Here is a 14,798-nt window from a genome sequence, read left to right on the forward strand (position 1 = left end):
AGGCGCTCTACTTCGCGGAAGAGACCCTCAGGCGCGCAGGGTCTCCAGGTGCTCGGCGATCCGGCCGATCGCCTCGGTGAGGACCTCGACGTCGGGCAGCGTCACGAGGCGGAAGTGGTCGGGCTCCGGCCAGTTGAACCCGGTGCCGTGCGTGACCAGGATCTTCTTGTCGCGCAGCAGCCCGATCACGAAGGCCTCGTCGTCCTTGATCCGGTACACCTCGGGATCCAGCCGCGGGAAGCAGTACAGCGCCCCGCGCGGCCGCACCGACGTGACGCCCGGGATGTCGTTGAGCAGCTTGTCGGCGAGCATCGACTGCTCGTAGAACCGGCCGCCGGGCACGATGAACTGCTCGATCGACTGGTAGCCGCCCAGCGCCGTCTGGATGGCGTGCTGTGCGGGCACGTTGGCACACATGCGCATGTTCGCGACGAGGGTGAGGCCCTCGAGGAAGTCCCTGGCCCGGTGCCTGGGGCCGGAGATCATGGCCCAGCCCGACCGGTAGCCGCAGACCCGGTACGCCTTCGACAGGCCGCTGAACGTGATGCACAGGACGTCGTCGGCGGCGAAGGTCGCGGTGTGGTGGTGCGTGGCGCCGTCGAACAGGATCTTCTCGTAGATCTCGTCGCTCAGGAGGATCAGGTCGTGCTTGCGGGCCAGCTCCGCGAGGCCCTTGACCGTCGACTCGCTGTAGACGGCGCCCGTCGGGTTGTTCGGGTTGATCACCACCAGCGCCCGGGTGGCGGGCGTGATCAGCGACTCGATGTTCTCCAGGTCGGGGTTCCACCCGTTGGACTCGTCGCACAGGTAGTGCACCGGCTTGCCGCCCTGCAGGCTCACGGCCCCGGTCCACAGCGGGTAGTCCGGCGCGGGGATCAGCACCTCGTCGCCGTCGTCGATCAGGGCCTGCAGCACCAGGCTGATCATCTCGGAGACGCCGTTGCCGATGAAGACGTCGTCCACGCGCGTGTCGAGGCCGTGGGTCTGGTAGTAGTTCGCGACCGCCGTGCGTGCCGAGTAGATGCCCCGGCTGTCGCTGTACCCCTGTGCGTCGGGCAGGTGGTGGATCATGTCCGCCAGGATCGCCTCGGGCGCCTCGAACCCGAACGGCGCCGGGTTGCCGACGTTCAGCTTGAGGACCTTGTGACCCTCCGCCTCGAGCCGGTACGCCTCCTCGAGGATCGGACCCCGGACGTCGTAGCGGACGGACTTCAGCTTGCGGCTCTGCTTGATCTCTCGCACCGGCTCATGGTCGCAGGTCCCGCGCCGTGCCCGCACGCCTCCGCCTCGGGGCGAGATGACCGTCCCGAGCGCTTCCGGGAAGTTCACCCGGGCAACGGTCCGATTTCGCCTGGTCGGTCCCCGCGGCGCCAGTAATCTCCGGTCGGGCATCGACGCCCCCCACGATCTCGACCCCCAGACAGGTAACTGATGGCCACCACACGCGACGCGGCACCGACCGCGACATTCTTCGACCCGCTGGCACACGTACCCGACGGTGCCGCCCTGCGGGCGGCCCGGGACGCGGGCGACCCGGCGGCGGCGCTCGCGGTCGTCCGCGGCTTCACCGCGCCGGACGACATCGCGGCCGCGCTGTGGGCGATCGCCGACACCGACGCCGGGGTCACCGACGAGGCGCAGCGCCTCACGGCGGCGATCGAGGCCGCCGACGACGGCACACCGCTCGCACGCACCCTGCGCGCCGTCCGGTACGTCACGGTGGGCTGGGCCATCCGGTCGCGCGCCCGCGCCGAGTACGTCTCCGCGGCCCAGTTCGAGCAGTTCCACGACTGGCTCCGGCGGGCCGAGCGCGTCCTGTTCGACCTGTGCTCGGAGCACCCCGGCTACGCGCCGGCCTGGGAGCCCCGGATCACCACGGCCCGCGGCCTGCAGCTGGGGCACGGCGAGGCACGACGTCGGTACGACCGGCTCGCGGCCCTCGACCCGCAGGTCTTCGCCGCGCAGCGGGTGTACCTCCAGCAGATCCTGCCCAAGTGGAGCGGCTCGTGGGAGGACGCCTCCCGGTTCGTCGAGGAGTGCACCGCGGGAGCCTCGCCGGGAGAGCTCGGACCCGCGCTCGTCGTCGACCTCGCGCTCGAGCGATGGGCCGACGGCGAGAAGACGGTCCCGCCAGCCATGCTCGACCGGGTCCGCACGGCGGCCGCCACCACCGTGCTGCACCCTGACCACGCGCCGACGGCGGCGACGGCGATCGCCCACGCGAACCTCGCCCTGCTCTTCACGATCGCCAAGGCGCCGGCCGACGCCTGGCCGCACTTCGAGGCCCTGGGGGACGCGCCGGTCGAGGGCTTCTGGAGCTACTACAACGGGGCCGAGAAGACGTACCGCACCAAGCGCGACGACGCCGCGAAGGCGGCCGGCATCCCCGCCGGCGCGCGCGCATGAGCGCGCCCACGCTGCCGGACCTCACCGGCTACCCCGGCGTCACCCTCGCCGAGGCCGACGGCGTCCCCGTGCTCCTCGCGCCTCGGGAGGGCAACACCGGCGGCGGCATCATCTTCCGCGTCGGCTCGGCGCACGAGACGCTCGCCACCTCGGGCATCACCCATCTCATCGAGCACCTCGCCCTGCGCGACCAGGTCCTCGGCGAGGCGCACCTGAACGGGCAGACGCACGCGGACATCACCCTGTTCCACGTCGGAGGCTCCGCCACCGACGTCGTCACCTACCTGAACGACGTCTGCTCGGCGCTGCGCGCCCTGCCGGTCGACCTCATCGACACCGAGAAGGACATCCTCCGCTCCGAGGCCGCGGGAAGACACCGAGGCATCGGCGCACGCCTGCGGATCAGCAGGCACGGCGCTCGCGGCTTCGGCCTGGCCGGGTACGGCGAGCGGGGCCTCGACCGGATCACGACCGACGAGGTGCTCGACTGGGCGTCCACGTGGTTCACGCGCGAGAACGCCGTCGCCTGGATCACGGCGGACGCGCTGCCCGAGGGCCTCGACCTGAGGCTGCCGGCGGGTGAGCGGATGCCGTCACCGGTCCTCACGGACCTGCTCGGGACGGGCCCTGCCTACCTCACCGGCCTGGAGGACGGTGTCGCGCTCGACACCGTCGTGCCCCGTGGCACCGCCGGAGGACTGACGGCACGCGTGCTCCGGGAGGTGCTGCACCGCGACCTGCGCGGCACCGCCGACATCGCGAGCACCATCGACGTCGACCACGACTTCCTCGACGCGGAGCACACGCGCCTGTCGGTGGCGGTCCAGGGCACCGAGGGCCGGCAGGACGCGGCCGCCGGGGGCCTGGCCGACGCGCTGAGCGGCCTGCGGTTCCACGTGACCGGCGACGACCTGGCCGCGGCGCGTGCCGGAGCCGTCGAGGAGCTCACCGAGGCCGCGGCGGCCCCCGCGGCGGCCCTCCTTCCCGGGCTGGCCCACCGCATGGTCACCGGGCGCCCGCTCGACGGGCCGGAGCGGATGCGGGAGCAGGTGGAGAGCGTCACGGCGGACGAGGTCCGGGCCGTCGCCCGCGAGGCGTGGGGGAACGCGCTGTGGTTCGGCCCGCTCGACATGGACTGGGCGGGGATCGACCCCGTGGCGAGCTGGTCGGAGCGGCGCCCTGAGGGCCGTAGCTTCCAGCGCATCGACGTACCGGACCTCTCGCTCGTCCTGGCGCCCGACGGCGTCGGCACGGTGACCCCCCAGGGCGCCGTCACCGTCCGGTTCGAGGACTGCGTGCTGCTGGAGACCGTGCCCGACGGCGCCCGCGCGCTCACCGGCGCGGACGGGTTCCGGATCCTGATCGAGCCGACCATGTACGGCGGGCTGGACCCGGCGGCGGTCGCGGCGCACGTGGATCCTCGCGTGCCCGCGAACGTGGTCGTGCACCTGCCCGCGCGCGAGCCGGACGAGATCCCGGTGGCGCGACGGCCCGCGAAGGAAGCCGCTCCGCGCGTCAAGGCCGACGCGGGACCACGCTCGGTCCTGGCGACGGTCGGCCTCGTCCTCGGCCTCTGGGCCGCAGGCGTGGTCGTGCTCGGCGGCGGTCAGGTGCTCCTGCAGGAGGCCTTCGACGTCAACATCCGACTGGGCTTCCTGCCCCTGCTCGCCCTGGGCTGGGCGACGTACGGCCTCATCAAGAAGCGACACCCGAAGGAAGAACGATGACCACCGACGCGCAGACCCGCCCGCGCGAGCTGTACGCACACCGACCGGGCCGGGCGACGGGCGGACTCGTGTTCCGGGTCGGGTACGCCGACGAGACCCTGCCCACCAGCGGCACCACGGCTCTCGTCGTCGCGCTCGCGCTCCGTGCGGTCGAACGACCGGGGCTCGACGTCGCCGCCTCCGTGGGGCCCACCGTGACCGAGGTCCGGGTGAGCGGGTCCGACGACCGGGTACGGACCACGCTGCGCGACCTGTCGCGCGCCCTGGCGGACCTGCCGGTACGGCACCGCGCGACCGAGACCCGCGCGCTGCGGGAGCGCGCGACCGACGGCGCCGTGCTGCCACCCTGGCGATTCGGGTTGCAGGGCTACGGCCTCGGACCCGGCGAGTACACGGGACTGTACGGGGCGACCGACGAGCACCTGCGGGCCTGGGCACGCGAGCGCTTCGCCGGTTCGAACGCCGTCGTCTGGTACACCGGGGAGACGGCGCCCGACCTGGATCTTCCGCTGCCCGACGCCGTGGGCACGGCGCCGCTGCCGCCGCTACCGCCGGTCCACAACCCGACGCAGCCGCTTCCCGCCGACGCTCCCGCAGGCGGGACGAAGGTGCTCTGGGACGCCCTCGTGCCGGACGTGCCGGCAGCCGTCGTGCTCGCGGAGGTCGCTCGACGGGCGCTGTTCAAGAACCTGCGCCACGACCGCGGCTGGACGTACGACGTGTCCACGTCCGTCGACGTTCTCGACGGCGAGTGGGCCACGTTCCAGATCGCCGCGGGACTGCGCGGGGAGACCGCCGCGGCGGCGACCGGCGAGTTCCTGGACACCTGGGGGCGGCTCCGGTACGCGGTCGACGCGGACGAGCTGGAGGTAGCCCGCGCACACCTGCTGGTCGCGTTCGACGAACCGCACCAGGAGGCCGCCTGGCTGCCCGACGACGCGGTCCGGACCCTGCTGGGCCGACCGGTCCCGACGCCGGCCGAGCGGCGCGCCGCGATCGCCGCGGTGACCGCCGCCGACATCCGCTCGCTCGCACACCAGGCGTGGGACTCGGGGCTGCTGGTCGCACCCGTCGGACAGGGCTGGGCGGGCACGTCGCTCGTCACCCGCGGTGCGGGCGAACCCGTCTCGGGCCGAGCCTTCGAGCGCATCGACGCCGACGCGACGATCGTGCTCGGCGACGCGGGTGCCACGCTGCGCGACGGGCGGACCCGGACCACCGTCCGGTTCGACGAGACCGCCGTGCTGCTGGCCCACCCGGACGGCGGCCGACTCCTGGTCGGGCTGGACGGTGCGCAGATACCGTTCGAACCGACCCTCCACGACGACCTCGACGGGTCGCGGGTCGCGGAGCTCGTCGACCGGCGCGTGCCCGAGGAGCTGATGGTGCACGTGCCCCGCGAGGCCGCACCGGAACGGCCGGACAAGGACCGGATCAACCGGGCGGCACGGGCGCGCGCCGACCGCGAGGTCGAGGAGGTCGGGATCCTCCGGACCGCGGGGGCCGCGGTGGCCGGCACCGGCAAGGCGGCGCTCGAGGTCGGCAAGCTCGTGGCCGTCCTCGCCCTGGTGCTCCTGCTCCTCGCCGGAGCGGGCGGCACGGTCTTCTCCGCGGCGACCCTCATGGCGTGGGTGGGCAGCCTGCTGGACGGTGAGCCCGAATGGTCGGTGCCGGCGCTCATGGTCCCCGCGGGCCTGGCCTGCGCGGGCGTCACCTGGCTGGCTTACCGCGCCATCCTCCGGATGGGCGGCGAGGACAAGGGCGACCCGAAGAACGGCTGACCGCTCGGCATGCGTGCCGAGATCTCATGGACTGACACAGGGACTTACACATGGACAAGGATCAGATGGACACCCGACACGACGCGGCCACCGACGAGATCCCGGACCAGGCGCCGGACCCGGGAGGCGCCCCGCGGGCCTCGGTCGCGGTGACCGTGCTTCTCGTCGTGGCCCTCTGGGTCGTGATCGTGCTCGTGCTCGCGTTCGGGCAGATCATCCTCAACCGGAACTTCGGCATCGACTTCGCGTTCGGGTCGCTGCCCGGGATCTGGGACTGGGTGATCGCGTTCGCTCTCTTCATGCTGACGTGGACCCTGGTGCGCAGGCGCCACCCGAAGAAGGGCTGACGTTCGACGGGCGGGTCACCCCTCCGCGAGCCGCGCGGGGAACCCGCCCGTCGCGATCGGCCCCCAGCGCTCGATCGTGATCCGCACCAGCGACTTGCCCTGCTCGACCATGGCGGCGCGGTACTCGTCCCAGTCGGGGTGCTCCTTGCCCGCGGCGGCACGGAAGTAGTCGACCAGCGGCTCGACGGACTCCGGGACGTCCAGCACCTCCGCGGTGCCGTCCACCTGGACCCAGGCCTCGCCGAAGTCCTCGCCCAGCGCCATGAACGACGCGGCGGGGCGCGCCTTCAGGTTCCGCACCTTGGCGCGCTCCGGGTACGTGGAGACGACGACGCGCCCCTGCGGGTCCACGCCGTAGGTCACGGGGCTGAGCTGCGGGGCGCCGTCGGCCCTGCTGGTCACGAGGATCCCGTTGCGGCGCGAGCGGAGGAACTCCAGCAGCTCGTCACGGGTCACGGTGGTGTTCGTTGCGATGGTCCTGGGCATGAGCGCCAGGCTACGCCGGACCACCCACACCCCGGCCGACGGCGCCAAGGAGGCTCGACGGTGACTAGAATTCTCGGGACCCTCACCCCCACGCTGGAAGGACCTCTCAGTGCTCCGCACCAACACGGCCGGCTCGCTACGAGCCGAGCACATCGGCCAGACCGTCACTCTCACGGGCTGGGTCGATCGCCGCCGTGACCACGGAGGAGTGGCGTTCATCGACCTGCGTGACGCTTCGGGCATCGCCCAGGTGGTCATCCGGGACGAGGAGATCGCCCACCCGCTGCGCGCGGAGTACGTGCTGCAGGTGACCGGTGAGGTCGGCCGCCGCCCCGAGGGCAACGCCAACCCCAACCTGGCCACCGGCGAGATCGAGGTCGTCGCGACCGAGGTCGTCACGCTCAACGAGTCGGCCCCGCTGCCGTTCCAGGTCTCCACCGCGCTCGCGGACACCGAGGTCATCGGCGAGGAGGCGCGCCTCAAGCACCGCTACCTCGACCTGCGCCGGCCGGCCCCGGCCGCCGCGCTGCGCCTGCGCTCCAAGGCCAACCAGGCCGCGCGGCGCGTGCTGGACGCGCAGGACTTCGTCGAGATCGAGACGCCGACGCTCACCCGGTCCACCCCGGAGGGTGCTCGCGACTTCCTGGTCCCGGCCCGCCTGGCGCCCGGCTCCTGGTACGCCCTGCCGCAGTCGCCGCAGCTGTTCAAGCAGCTGCTCATGGTCAGCGGCATGGAGCGCTACTACCAGATCGCGCGCTGCTACCGCGACGAGGACTTCCGCGCGGACCGGCAGCCCGAGTTCACGCAGCTCGACGTCGAGATGAGCTTCGTGGACCAGGACGACGTCATCGCCCTGGGGGAGCAGATCCTGCAGGCGCTGTGGGCCCTGGTCGACGTCGAGATCCCGACCCCGATCCAGCGCATGACGTTCCACGAGGCCATGCGCCTGTACGGCTCGGACAAGCCCGACCTGCGCTTCGGCAACCCGATCGTCGAGCTCACCGACTTCTTCGCCGACACGCCGTTCCGCGTCTTCCAGGCGGAGTACGTGGGCGCCGTCGTCATGCAGGGCGGGGCGTCCCAGCCGCGTCGCCAGTTCGACGCGTGGCAGGAGTGGGCCAAGCAGCGTGGCGCGCGCGGCCTCGCGTACGTGACGTTCTCGGAGGACGGCGAGCTCGGCGGCCCGGTCGCCAAGAACCTGTCCGACGACGAGCGGGCGAACCTCGCGAAGGTCACCGGCGCCGAGCCGGGCGACGCGGTGTTCTTCGCCGCCGGCAAGACCTCGGACTCGCGCTCGCTGCTCGGTGCCGCGCGCGTCGAGATCGCGCACCGGACCGGCCAGATCGACGAGGACGCCTGGGCGTTCGTGTGGATCGTCGACGCGCCGCTGTTCAAGCCGGCCGGCGAGGACGACGACGTCGACCTCGGCTCGTCCGCCTGGACCGCCGTGCACCACGCCTTCACGTCGCCCACCCCCGAGTGGGTCGACAGGTTCGAGGAGGCGCCGGGCGACGCCCTGGCCTACGCCTACGACATCGTGTGCAACGGCAACGAGATCGGCGGCGGCTCGATCCGTATCCACCGCCGTGACGTGCAGGAGCGCGTCTTCGAGGTCATGGGCATCGGGCAGGAGGAGGCGCAGGAGAAGTTCGGCTTCCTGCTCGACGCCTTCGCGTTCGGCGCCCCGCCGCACGGCGGCATCGCGTTCGGCTGGGACCGCATCGTCGCGCTGCTGACGAAGTCGGCGTCGATCCGCGACGTCATCGCGTTCCCGAAGTCGGGCGGCGGCTTCGACCCGCTGACGGCGGCCCCGGCGCCGATCACGCCGGAGCAGCGCAAGGAGGCCGGCGTGGACTTCAAGCCCGAGGCCGCGGTGCCGGTGGCTGTCACCACCACGGCGTGACACGAGGTACATGACCGAGGTGCCGAGGCCCTGGCCGGAGAGATCTTCTCCGGGCAGGGCCTCGGCCGTGTCACGGCCGAGGGCGCGATAACGGGCCTGACCCGCGTGTTTCCCGGGCGCGCCCACCGCATCACTGGTTAGGTGGAACCGGGGCGCCGGTCCCGGCACCCCGGGACACAGACCTGGAAGGTGGCCTCATGACCGAGAACGCAGGCGGCACACCGCGCGATCCTCAGCAGGACCCGGAGACGCAGCCCACCCAGCCCCTGCCGGGGTCGTCGCTCGGCGCTGAGCCCCCGGCCGGTCCGGCGGACCCGGACCGCACGGAATCCTTCGAGCAGAGCGGTGCCACCGCGCCCTACGGGCAGCCCACGGCCCCGGCCGCCCCGCAGTACGGATACACGCCCCCGCCGCCCAAGAACGACCTGGCCGTCTGGTCGCTGGTCACCGGAATCCTCAGCTACGTGATGTGCCCGATCCTGCTCGGCGTCGCCGCGATCATCACGGGCACCATGGGCCGCAAGGCCGCCGACGAGGGCCTGGCGGACAACCGCGGCATGGCCACCGCCGGTGTGATCCTGGGCTGGGTCAACATCGGGCTGTCGGTCCTCGGCATCGTGCTCTTCTTCGTCCTGCTGAGCGCCGGGCTGCTCGCCGGAGCGTTCGGCGAGTGGAGCGACGTGAACGACATGAACGGCTACGGCTACTGATCCCCGGCCCGCGCCGGGACAAGGGCAGTTCTCCCCGTGCGAGGACGTGTGTCTCACGTGCCCCGGACGGCCTCCGACCTGTAGGTTTGGCTCCTCTCCGCCGGTTCAGCCCCGGTGCCACGCAATCAGAAAGGCAGCACGATGACCCAGCCTGACGGCGGCCAGTCGCCGTACGACCCGCCGCAGCAGCCGGAGCAGGGCCAGCCGGCCACGCCGCCGGGCTCGGTTCCCGGGCAGCCCGCGCCGTACGAGCAGCAGCCGTACGAGCAGCAGCAGCCCTATCAGCAGCAGTACGAGCAGGCGCCGGTCTACGCGCAGGGTGGGCAGCCCGCGCCGTACGGTGCCGCGCCGCTGCCGAAGAACAGCCTCGGCGTGTGGTCGCTCGTGCTGGGCATCCTGGCCGTGCTGGGCTGCGGCCTGCTCACGGGTATCGCCGCGATCATCACCGGTCACAAGAGCCGCAAGGCCCAGCAGGAGGGCCAGGCCGACAACGGCGCCATGGGCCTCGTGGGCATCATCACCGGCTGGGTCGGCATCGCGTGGACCACCGTCGTGCTCGGCTTCGTCATCGCCGGCGCGATCGTGGCGGCGACGACGGTCAACGACCCTGCCTTCCAGGAGCAGATGGAGCAGATGGAGCAGGAGTACGGCGACAGCGGTCAGACCATGGACCCTGAGCTCGAGGAGCTCATGGACGAGCTCGAGAACCTCGAGAACAACTGACACCCGCAGCCTGTCAGCCCGTCGCATCCGAGGTGATAACTTCTCGGATCGCGGCGGGCTGACTCGTCGTCCTGTGTCCGCGCCGCTGGCGCGGCTGAGCCTGGAAGGCAGCCCCCCGATGACCCAGCCCGACGACGGGTACGTCCCCCACGACCCGCCGAACCCGACCGGGCAGTACCCGAGCGGGCAGTACCCGACCGGACCGCAGCCGACCGGCCAGTACCCGACCGGCCAGTACCCCTCCGGACAGCTGCAGCCGCACGTGCCGCAGGGCCAGGCCCAGTACCAGTACGGCCCGCCGCAGCAGTACGGTTACGCGCCCCCGCCGCCGAAGAACGATCTGGGCGTCTGGTCCCTGGTGACCGGCATCCTGAGCTGGATCCTCTGCCCGCTCGTCCTCGGCATCGTCGCGGTCGCCACCGGGAACGCCAGCAGGAAGGCGATCCGGGCGGGCCTGGCGAACAACTCCGGTGCGGCGACGGCCGGACTCATCCTCGGCTGGATCAACATCGCCCTGGTCGGCGCCGCCGTGGTCGTGTGGGTCGGCATCGTGATCGTCGGGCTCCTCGGAGCGGCGCTCACGGTCTCCCAGACATGAGCCGAACAGATCGCTCGCTACGGAGCACAGCACCCTGAAACCCCGCACGTGGAAGGTACGAGCATGACCCAGCCAGACGAGTGGAAGTCCCCGTACGAGCCTCCGCGGGAGAACACCCCGGGCCCCGCCCCTGACCAGGCTCCGACGCCGGACCCGGCCCCCGCGCCGGACCAGGCAGCGGTACCGCCCCCTTACGGACAGCCGTACCCGGACCTGCAGCAGCCCGCGCCGGCCCAGCCCTACCAGCCGGGGCCCGCCGAGCAGCAGCCGTACTCCCAGCAGCAGCCCTATCAGCAGCCGTACTCCGAGCAGCCGTACCAGCAGGGCGGCCCGCCCGGTCCGTACCAGCCGCAGCCGGCCCAGTACGGAGCCCCCTACGGGTACACCGCCCCCGCCGAGAAGAACGCGCTCGGCGTGTGGTCGCTCGTGCTGGGCATCCTCAGCATCGTCATGCTGTTCAGCTGTCTGGTCGGTTTCATCGCGGCCGTCCCCGCCCTCATCACGGGCTACATGAGCCGCAAGGCCAACAAGGAGGGCCTCGCCGACAACCCCGGTCTGGCTCTGGGCGGCATCATCACCGGCTGGGTCACCATCGGGCTGACGGTGCTCGGTGGCATCGGCATCGGCATCCTGTTCAGCATCCCGGAGTTCCGGGAGGGCTTCTTCAACGGCTCCTCCAGCTACTCGGACTACTCCGACTACTGAGCCCTGGCCGCCGCGACGTAACCGTCGGGGCGGACCAGCAGGGCGGTGACTCCGCCGTCGGCCCGGCGGGCCACCACGCGCTCGGCGGGGTCCACCTCGCCGAGCGCGCCGGGCAGGTCCGGCGTCGGCACGCCCGCGGGGGCGACCAGGACGAACCGGCCCGCGCGCAGCGCCTCGGCGAGGCGCGAGCCACCCTCGAGCGGCAGGTCGCGTGCCCGCGTCCCGACCAGCGGGTGCGCCCCGCGCTGGCCCCGGTACGCGACGCCGAGCGCGGACACGGTGAGCGCGGCCCGACGCCGGACCGGGGCGACGTGCGACACGACGCCGATCACGGATCGGCGTACGGCCGCGAACAGCGGTCCCGGGAGGGTGGCCACCCGCAGGATGCCGCCGCTCGCCCGGAGCACCTGCTTGCCGACGGGGTGCCGCTCGGCCTCGTAGCTGTCGAGGACGGCGGCCCCCGCGCCGTCGGGCAGCCGCAGGGCGGCGGCGAGCTTCCAGCCCAGGTTCGCGGCGTCCTGCATGCCCGTGTTCATACCGAGGCCGCCCGCCGGGCTGTGCACGTGGGCGGCGTCGCCCGCCAGCAGCACGCGGCCCTTGCGGTAGGTGGGTGCCTGCCGCTCGTCCGCGTGGAAGCGGGACAGGAAGCGCGGGTCGTGCATGCCGAAGTCGTCCTTCAGCGTGGCGCGGGCGATCGAGCGCACCTCGTCGAGGTCGACCGGCTCGTCCTCGCTGACGTCGCGGTTGCCGTGCCAGCCGATGAACCGGTACCAGCCGTCGCCGAACGGGGCGAGGAAGCCCAGCGAGCTGTTCTCGGCCGAGACCGTGAGGAGATCGCCGGGCTTGCGGGCGAGCCGGACGTCGGCCAGGACCATCGAGCGGATGACGGCGCGGCCCGGGAACGGGATGCCGACCGCTCCCCGCACCGTGGACCGGGCGCCGTCGGTGCCGACCACGTACTCGGCGCGCAGCGACGAGCCGTCGGCGGTGGTGACGGTGACGCTCTCTGCGTCCTGGGTCAGGCCCGTGACCTCGGCGTCGTGCCGGAACACGGCGCCGGCCTCCTCGGCCCGCCGGCGCAGCAGCCGCTCCACCTCGTACTGCGGCGCGATGAGCACGTACTGGAACCGGGACGGCAGGTCCGCCAGGTTGATCGTGAGGCGCTGGAAGAGCTGGAGGCTCCGGACCGGCTGGCCCTTGGGGAGCAGCTCGTCCGCGAGGCCCCGCGCGTCGAGCACCTCCAGGCTGCGGGCGTGCACGGCGAACGCCCGGGTGAGGTTGCTCAGCCCCGCCGGACGCTTCTCCAGCACGGTGACGCGGGCGCCCGCGGTCGCGAGGTCTCCGGCGAGCAGGAGGCCGGTGGGTCCCGCTCCGACAACTATGACGTCCGTGCTCATGGTGTCCTCCTCGGCTGTCGCGCCGGCGGCTGTTCCGCCAACGCTTGTTCGCCAACGGTTGTTGGCCAACGCTTGTTGACAACCCTAGCCAGCGTGCCGCGCACACGTCAACAGATGTTGGCCTACAGTTGTTGACATGACAGGTTCTGAGGTCCGCCGCCGCTCCGACACGACCCGCGCCGCGATCCTGGACGCGGCGAAGGAGCGCTTCGCGGCCGACGGGTACGAGCGTGCGACGGTGCGCGCCATCGCACGCGACGCCGGGATCGACCCCTCCATGGTCATGCGCTACTACGGCTCCAAGGAGGGCCTGTTCGCCGCGGTGATCGACGTCGAGCTCGACTTCCCGGACCTCAGCGAGATCGACCCGGACCAGCTCGGCGTGGTCCTGGTCACGCACTTCCTCGAGCTGTGGGAGCGGGACACCGTGCTGCGGACCCTGCTGCGCGTGGGCGTGACCAACGAGTCCGGCTCCGACCGCCTGCGCCAGGTGTTCGGCACCCAGCTCGTGCCGGCCGCGCGCGCGTTCGTGCCCGTCCCGGCGGACGCCGAACGCCGCGCCGCGCTCGTGGCCTCGCAGGTGCTCGGCATGGCGCTGGTGCGGTACGTGCTCAAGTTCGGTCCGGCCGCGGACATGTCGCGCGACGACGTCGTCGCCTGGCTCGCGCCCACCGTGCAGCGGTACATCACCGCGGAGGCGCCGTGATCAGCTGGCGGCTCAGACCGCCCGGGGCCAGACGACGGTGAACCTGGCGCCGCCGTCCGGTGACTCGCCGACCGCGACCCGGCCGCCGCGGCGGCGGACGAGCTCCGCGACCAGCGCCAGGCCGAGGCCGGCGCCGCCGGAGGCGCGGGCACGGTCGTCGGAGACCCGGTAGAAGCGGTCGAAGATCTTCGACCGGTGCTCCGGCCGGACGCCCGGCCCGTCGTCGTCGACCAGCACGCGGACGGTGGACCGGCTCGTGAGCACCGACACCACCACCCGCGTCCGGGTGTACCGGCAGGCGTTGCGCAGCAGGTTGTCGAGGACGACCTCGACCTCGGTGTGCGCCGCGGCCGCCCAGGCCTGGCCGGTCATGGCGTTGACCACCAGCTGCACCAGCTGCACCGGCTGCTCCCCGGCGCGCTCCACCGCGGCGCGCACCTCGCCCACCAGGTCGACGGTCTCGGACGGCGGGAGCTCGCCGGCATCCGAGCGGGCCAGCACCAGCAGCCCGTCGAGCAGCGTCGAGAGCCGCTCGGCGTCGGCCAGGACGTCGGCGTGCACCTCGTGCGAGAGCTCCGGGTCGGGGTTCGCCACCGCGACCTCCGACTGGAGGCGGATGGACGCCACGGGGGAGCGGAGCTCGTGCGCGGCGTCGCCGGTGAACCGCCGCAGGCGTTCGGCGGTGGCGTCCTGCTGGTCCAGCAGGGCGTTGAAGTCGTCGGCCAGGGCGCGCAGCTCGCTGGCCGCGGCGTCGGGCACCGCCACGCGCTGACCGGGTGCGAGACCGCGGACGGACCGGCGCATCCGCGCGACCGGGCGCAGCGCCGAGCCGACGGCGAACCAGATCGCCACCCCCGCGACCATCGTCCCGACGAGCGCCGTCACCAGCAGCCACCGGCTGCCCGAGGCCTCGGCGGCGCGCTGCCCCACGAGTCCGGCCCCGACGACCACGAGCCGCTGGTTGCCGTCCGGGACGGTGACGACGGTGCCGTGCCAGCGGACCGGCCCCCGGCCGTCCGCGGTGGTCGGCGTGCCGGCCTTCAGGCCGCGCACCTCGTCGCGCGTCAGGGCCGGGGGTGCGCCGTCGTCGACGGGGCCGCCCGCGGTGTCCAGGACCCGGACCGCCAGGCCGTCGGGCACGGCGGGCGCGGTGCCCGCGGCGACGGAGCGCGCCGCGCCGCCCAGCGCCTCCTGGAGCTCGTCGTCCACCGCATCCGTCAGCAGCGGCCCCAGCCCTCGGCCGGCGACCGTCGCGAGGCCGAGCAGGCAGGCCAGCGTGACCGCCGTGACGAGGGCCGTGATCCGCACG

The 14,798-nt window shown here is 72.8% G+C and carries 14 protein-coding genes; 10 read left to right on the top strand and 4 right to left on the bottom strand.

What is annotated here, in order from left to right:
• Positions 1–27 precede the first annotated feature (27 nt).
• A complete protein-coding gene (locus tag ACNYC2_RS09065) occupies positions 28–1,242 on the bottom strand; it encodes a pyridoxal phosphate-dependent aminotransferase (protein ID WP_419706698.1) in 1,215 nt (404 codons plus the stop codon).
• A gap of 189 nt (positions 1,243–1,431) precedes the next feature.
• Here ACNYC2_RS09065 and ACNYC2_RS09070 point away from each other — a divergent pair, with 189 nt between their 5' ends.
• The 4 genes from ACNYC2_RS09070 to ACNYC2_RS09085 all read left to right on the top strand — a co-directional run bounded on the left by ACNYC2_RS09070 (position 1,432) and on the right by ACNYC2_RS09085 (position 6,261).
• Positions 1,432–2,406, top strand: a complete 975-nt coding sequence (locus tag ACNYC2_RS09070; protein ID WP_419706699.1) for a hypothetical protein — start codon at positions 1,432–1,434, stop codon at positions 2,404–2,406.
• On the top strand, positions 2,403–4,133 hold the full coding sequence (locus tag ACNYC2_RS09075; RefSeq protein WP_419706700.1) for a hypothetical protein: 1,731 nt from the start codon (positions 2,403–2,405) through the stop codon (positions 4,131–4,133). The genes ACNYC2_RS09070 and ACNYC2_RS09075 overlap by 4 nt, the downstream gene beginning before the upstream one ends.
• Positions 4,130–5,914, top strand: a complete 1,785-nt coding sequence (locus ACNYC2_RS09080; protein WP_419706701.1) for an insulinase family protein — start codon at positions 4,130–4,132, stop codon at positions 5,912–5,914. Before ACNYC2_RS09075 ends, ACNYC2_RS09080 begins: the two co-directional genes overlap by 4 nt.
• A gap of 65 nt (positions 5,915–5,979) precedes the next feature.
• Positions 5,980–6,261 (top strand): hypothetical protein, encoded by a 282-nt coding sequence (locus ACNYC2_RS09085; protein WP_419706702.1) that lies wholly within the window; start codon positions 5,980–5,982, stop codon positions 6,259–6,261.
• 15 nt (positions 6,262–6,276) lie between these two features.
• Here the strand turns inward: ACNYC2_RS09085 and ACNYC2_RS09090 are convergent, their stop codons facing one another.
• The gene (locus ACNYC2_RS09090; RefSeq protein ID WP_419706703.1) at positions 6,277–6,747 is read right to left on the bottom strand and encodes a PPOX class F420-dependent oxidoreductase; all 471 of its coding nucleotides are present in this window, start codon (positions 6,745–6,747) and stop codon (positions 6,277–6,279) included.
• 109 nt (positions 6,748–6,856) lie between these two features.
• On the opposite strand from ACNYC2_RS09090, the gene aspS reads away from it, so the two are divergent.
• The 5 genes from aspS to ACNYC2_RS09115 all read left to right on the top strand — a co-directional run bounded on the left by aspS (position 6,857) and on the right by ACNYC2_RS09115 (position 11,386).
• On the top strand, positions 6,857–8,650 hold the full coding sequence (gene aspS / locus ACNYC2_RS09095; protein WP_419706704.1) for an aspartate--tRNA ligase: 1,794 nt from the start codon (positions 6,857–6,859) through the stop codon (positions 8,648–8,650).
• Between the two features lie 197 nt (positions 8,651–8,847).
• Positions 8,848–9,360, top strand: coding sequence for a DUF4190 domain-containing protein (locus ACNYC2_RS09100; protein ID WP_419706705.1), 513 nt, complete (start codon positions 8,848–8,850; stop codon positions 9,358–9,360).
• Positions 9,361–9,501: 141 nt separating this feature from the next.
• Positions 9,502–10,083 carry a DUF4190 domain-containing protein gene (locus ACNYC2_RS09105; protein ID WP_419706706.1) on the top strand — a complete coding sequence of 194 codons (582 nt, stop codon included), beginning with the start codon at positions 9,502–9,504 and terminating at the stop codon, positions 10,081–10,083.
• A gap of 118 nt (positions 10,084–10,201) precedes the next feature.
• Positions 10,202–10,681, top strand: coding sequence for a DUF4190 domain-containing protein (locus ACNYC2_RS09110; RefSeq protein ID WP_419706707.1), 480 nt, complete (start codon positions 10,202–10,204; stop codon positions 10,679–10,681).
• Between the two features lie 63 nt (positions 10,682–10,744).
• Entirely contained in the window at positions 10,745–11,386 is a 642-nt protein-coding gene (locus ACNYC2_RS09115; RefSeq protein ID WP_419706708.1) for a DUF4190 domain-containing protein, read from the top strand.
• On the opposite strand, the gene ACNYC2_RS09120 is transcribed toward ACNYC2_RS09115, so the two are convergent.
• Entirely contained in the window at positions 11,380–12,783 is a 1,404-nt protein-coding gene (locus tag ACNYC2_RS09120) for an FAD-dependent monooxygenase (protein ID WP_419706709.1), read from the bottom strand. The genes ACNYC2_RS09115 and ACNYC2_RS09120 overlap by 7 nt on opposite strands.
• Positions 12,784–12,919: 136 nt before the next feature.
• Here ACNYC2_RS09120 and ACNYC2_RS09125 point away from each other — a divergent pair, with 136 nt between their 5' ends.
• Positions 12,920–13,489, top strand: coding sequence for a TetR family transcriptional regulator (locus ACNYC2_RS09125; RefSeq protein WP_419706710.1), 570 nt, complete (start codon positions 12,920–12,922; stop codon positions 13,487–13,489).
• A 12-nt stretch (positions 13,490–13,501) separates the two neighbouring features.
• Here ACNYC2_RS09125 and ACNYC2_RS09130 read toward each other — a convergent pair whose 3' ends face one another.
• Positions 13,502–14,797, bottom strand: a complete 1,296-nt coding sequence (locus tag ACNYC2_RS09130; protein ID WP_419706711.1) for a sensor histidine kinase — start codon at positions 14,795–14,797, stop codon at positions 13,502–13,504.
• Position 14,798: the final 1 nt, after the last annotated feature.

Source organism: Promicromonospora sp. NFX87 (assembly GCF_048564965.1).
GTDB lineage: Bacteria > Actinomycetota > Actinomycetes > Actinomycetales > Cellulomonadaceae > Promicromonospora.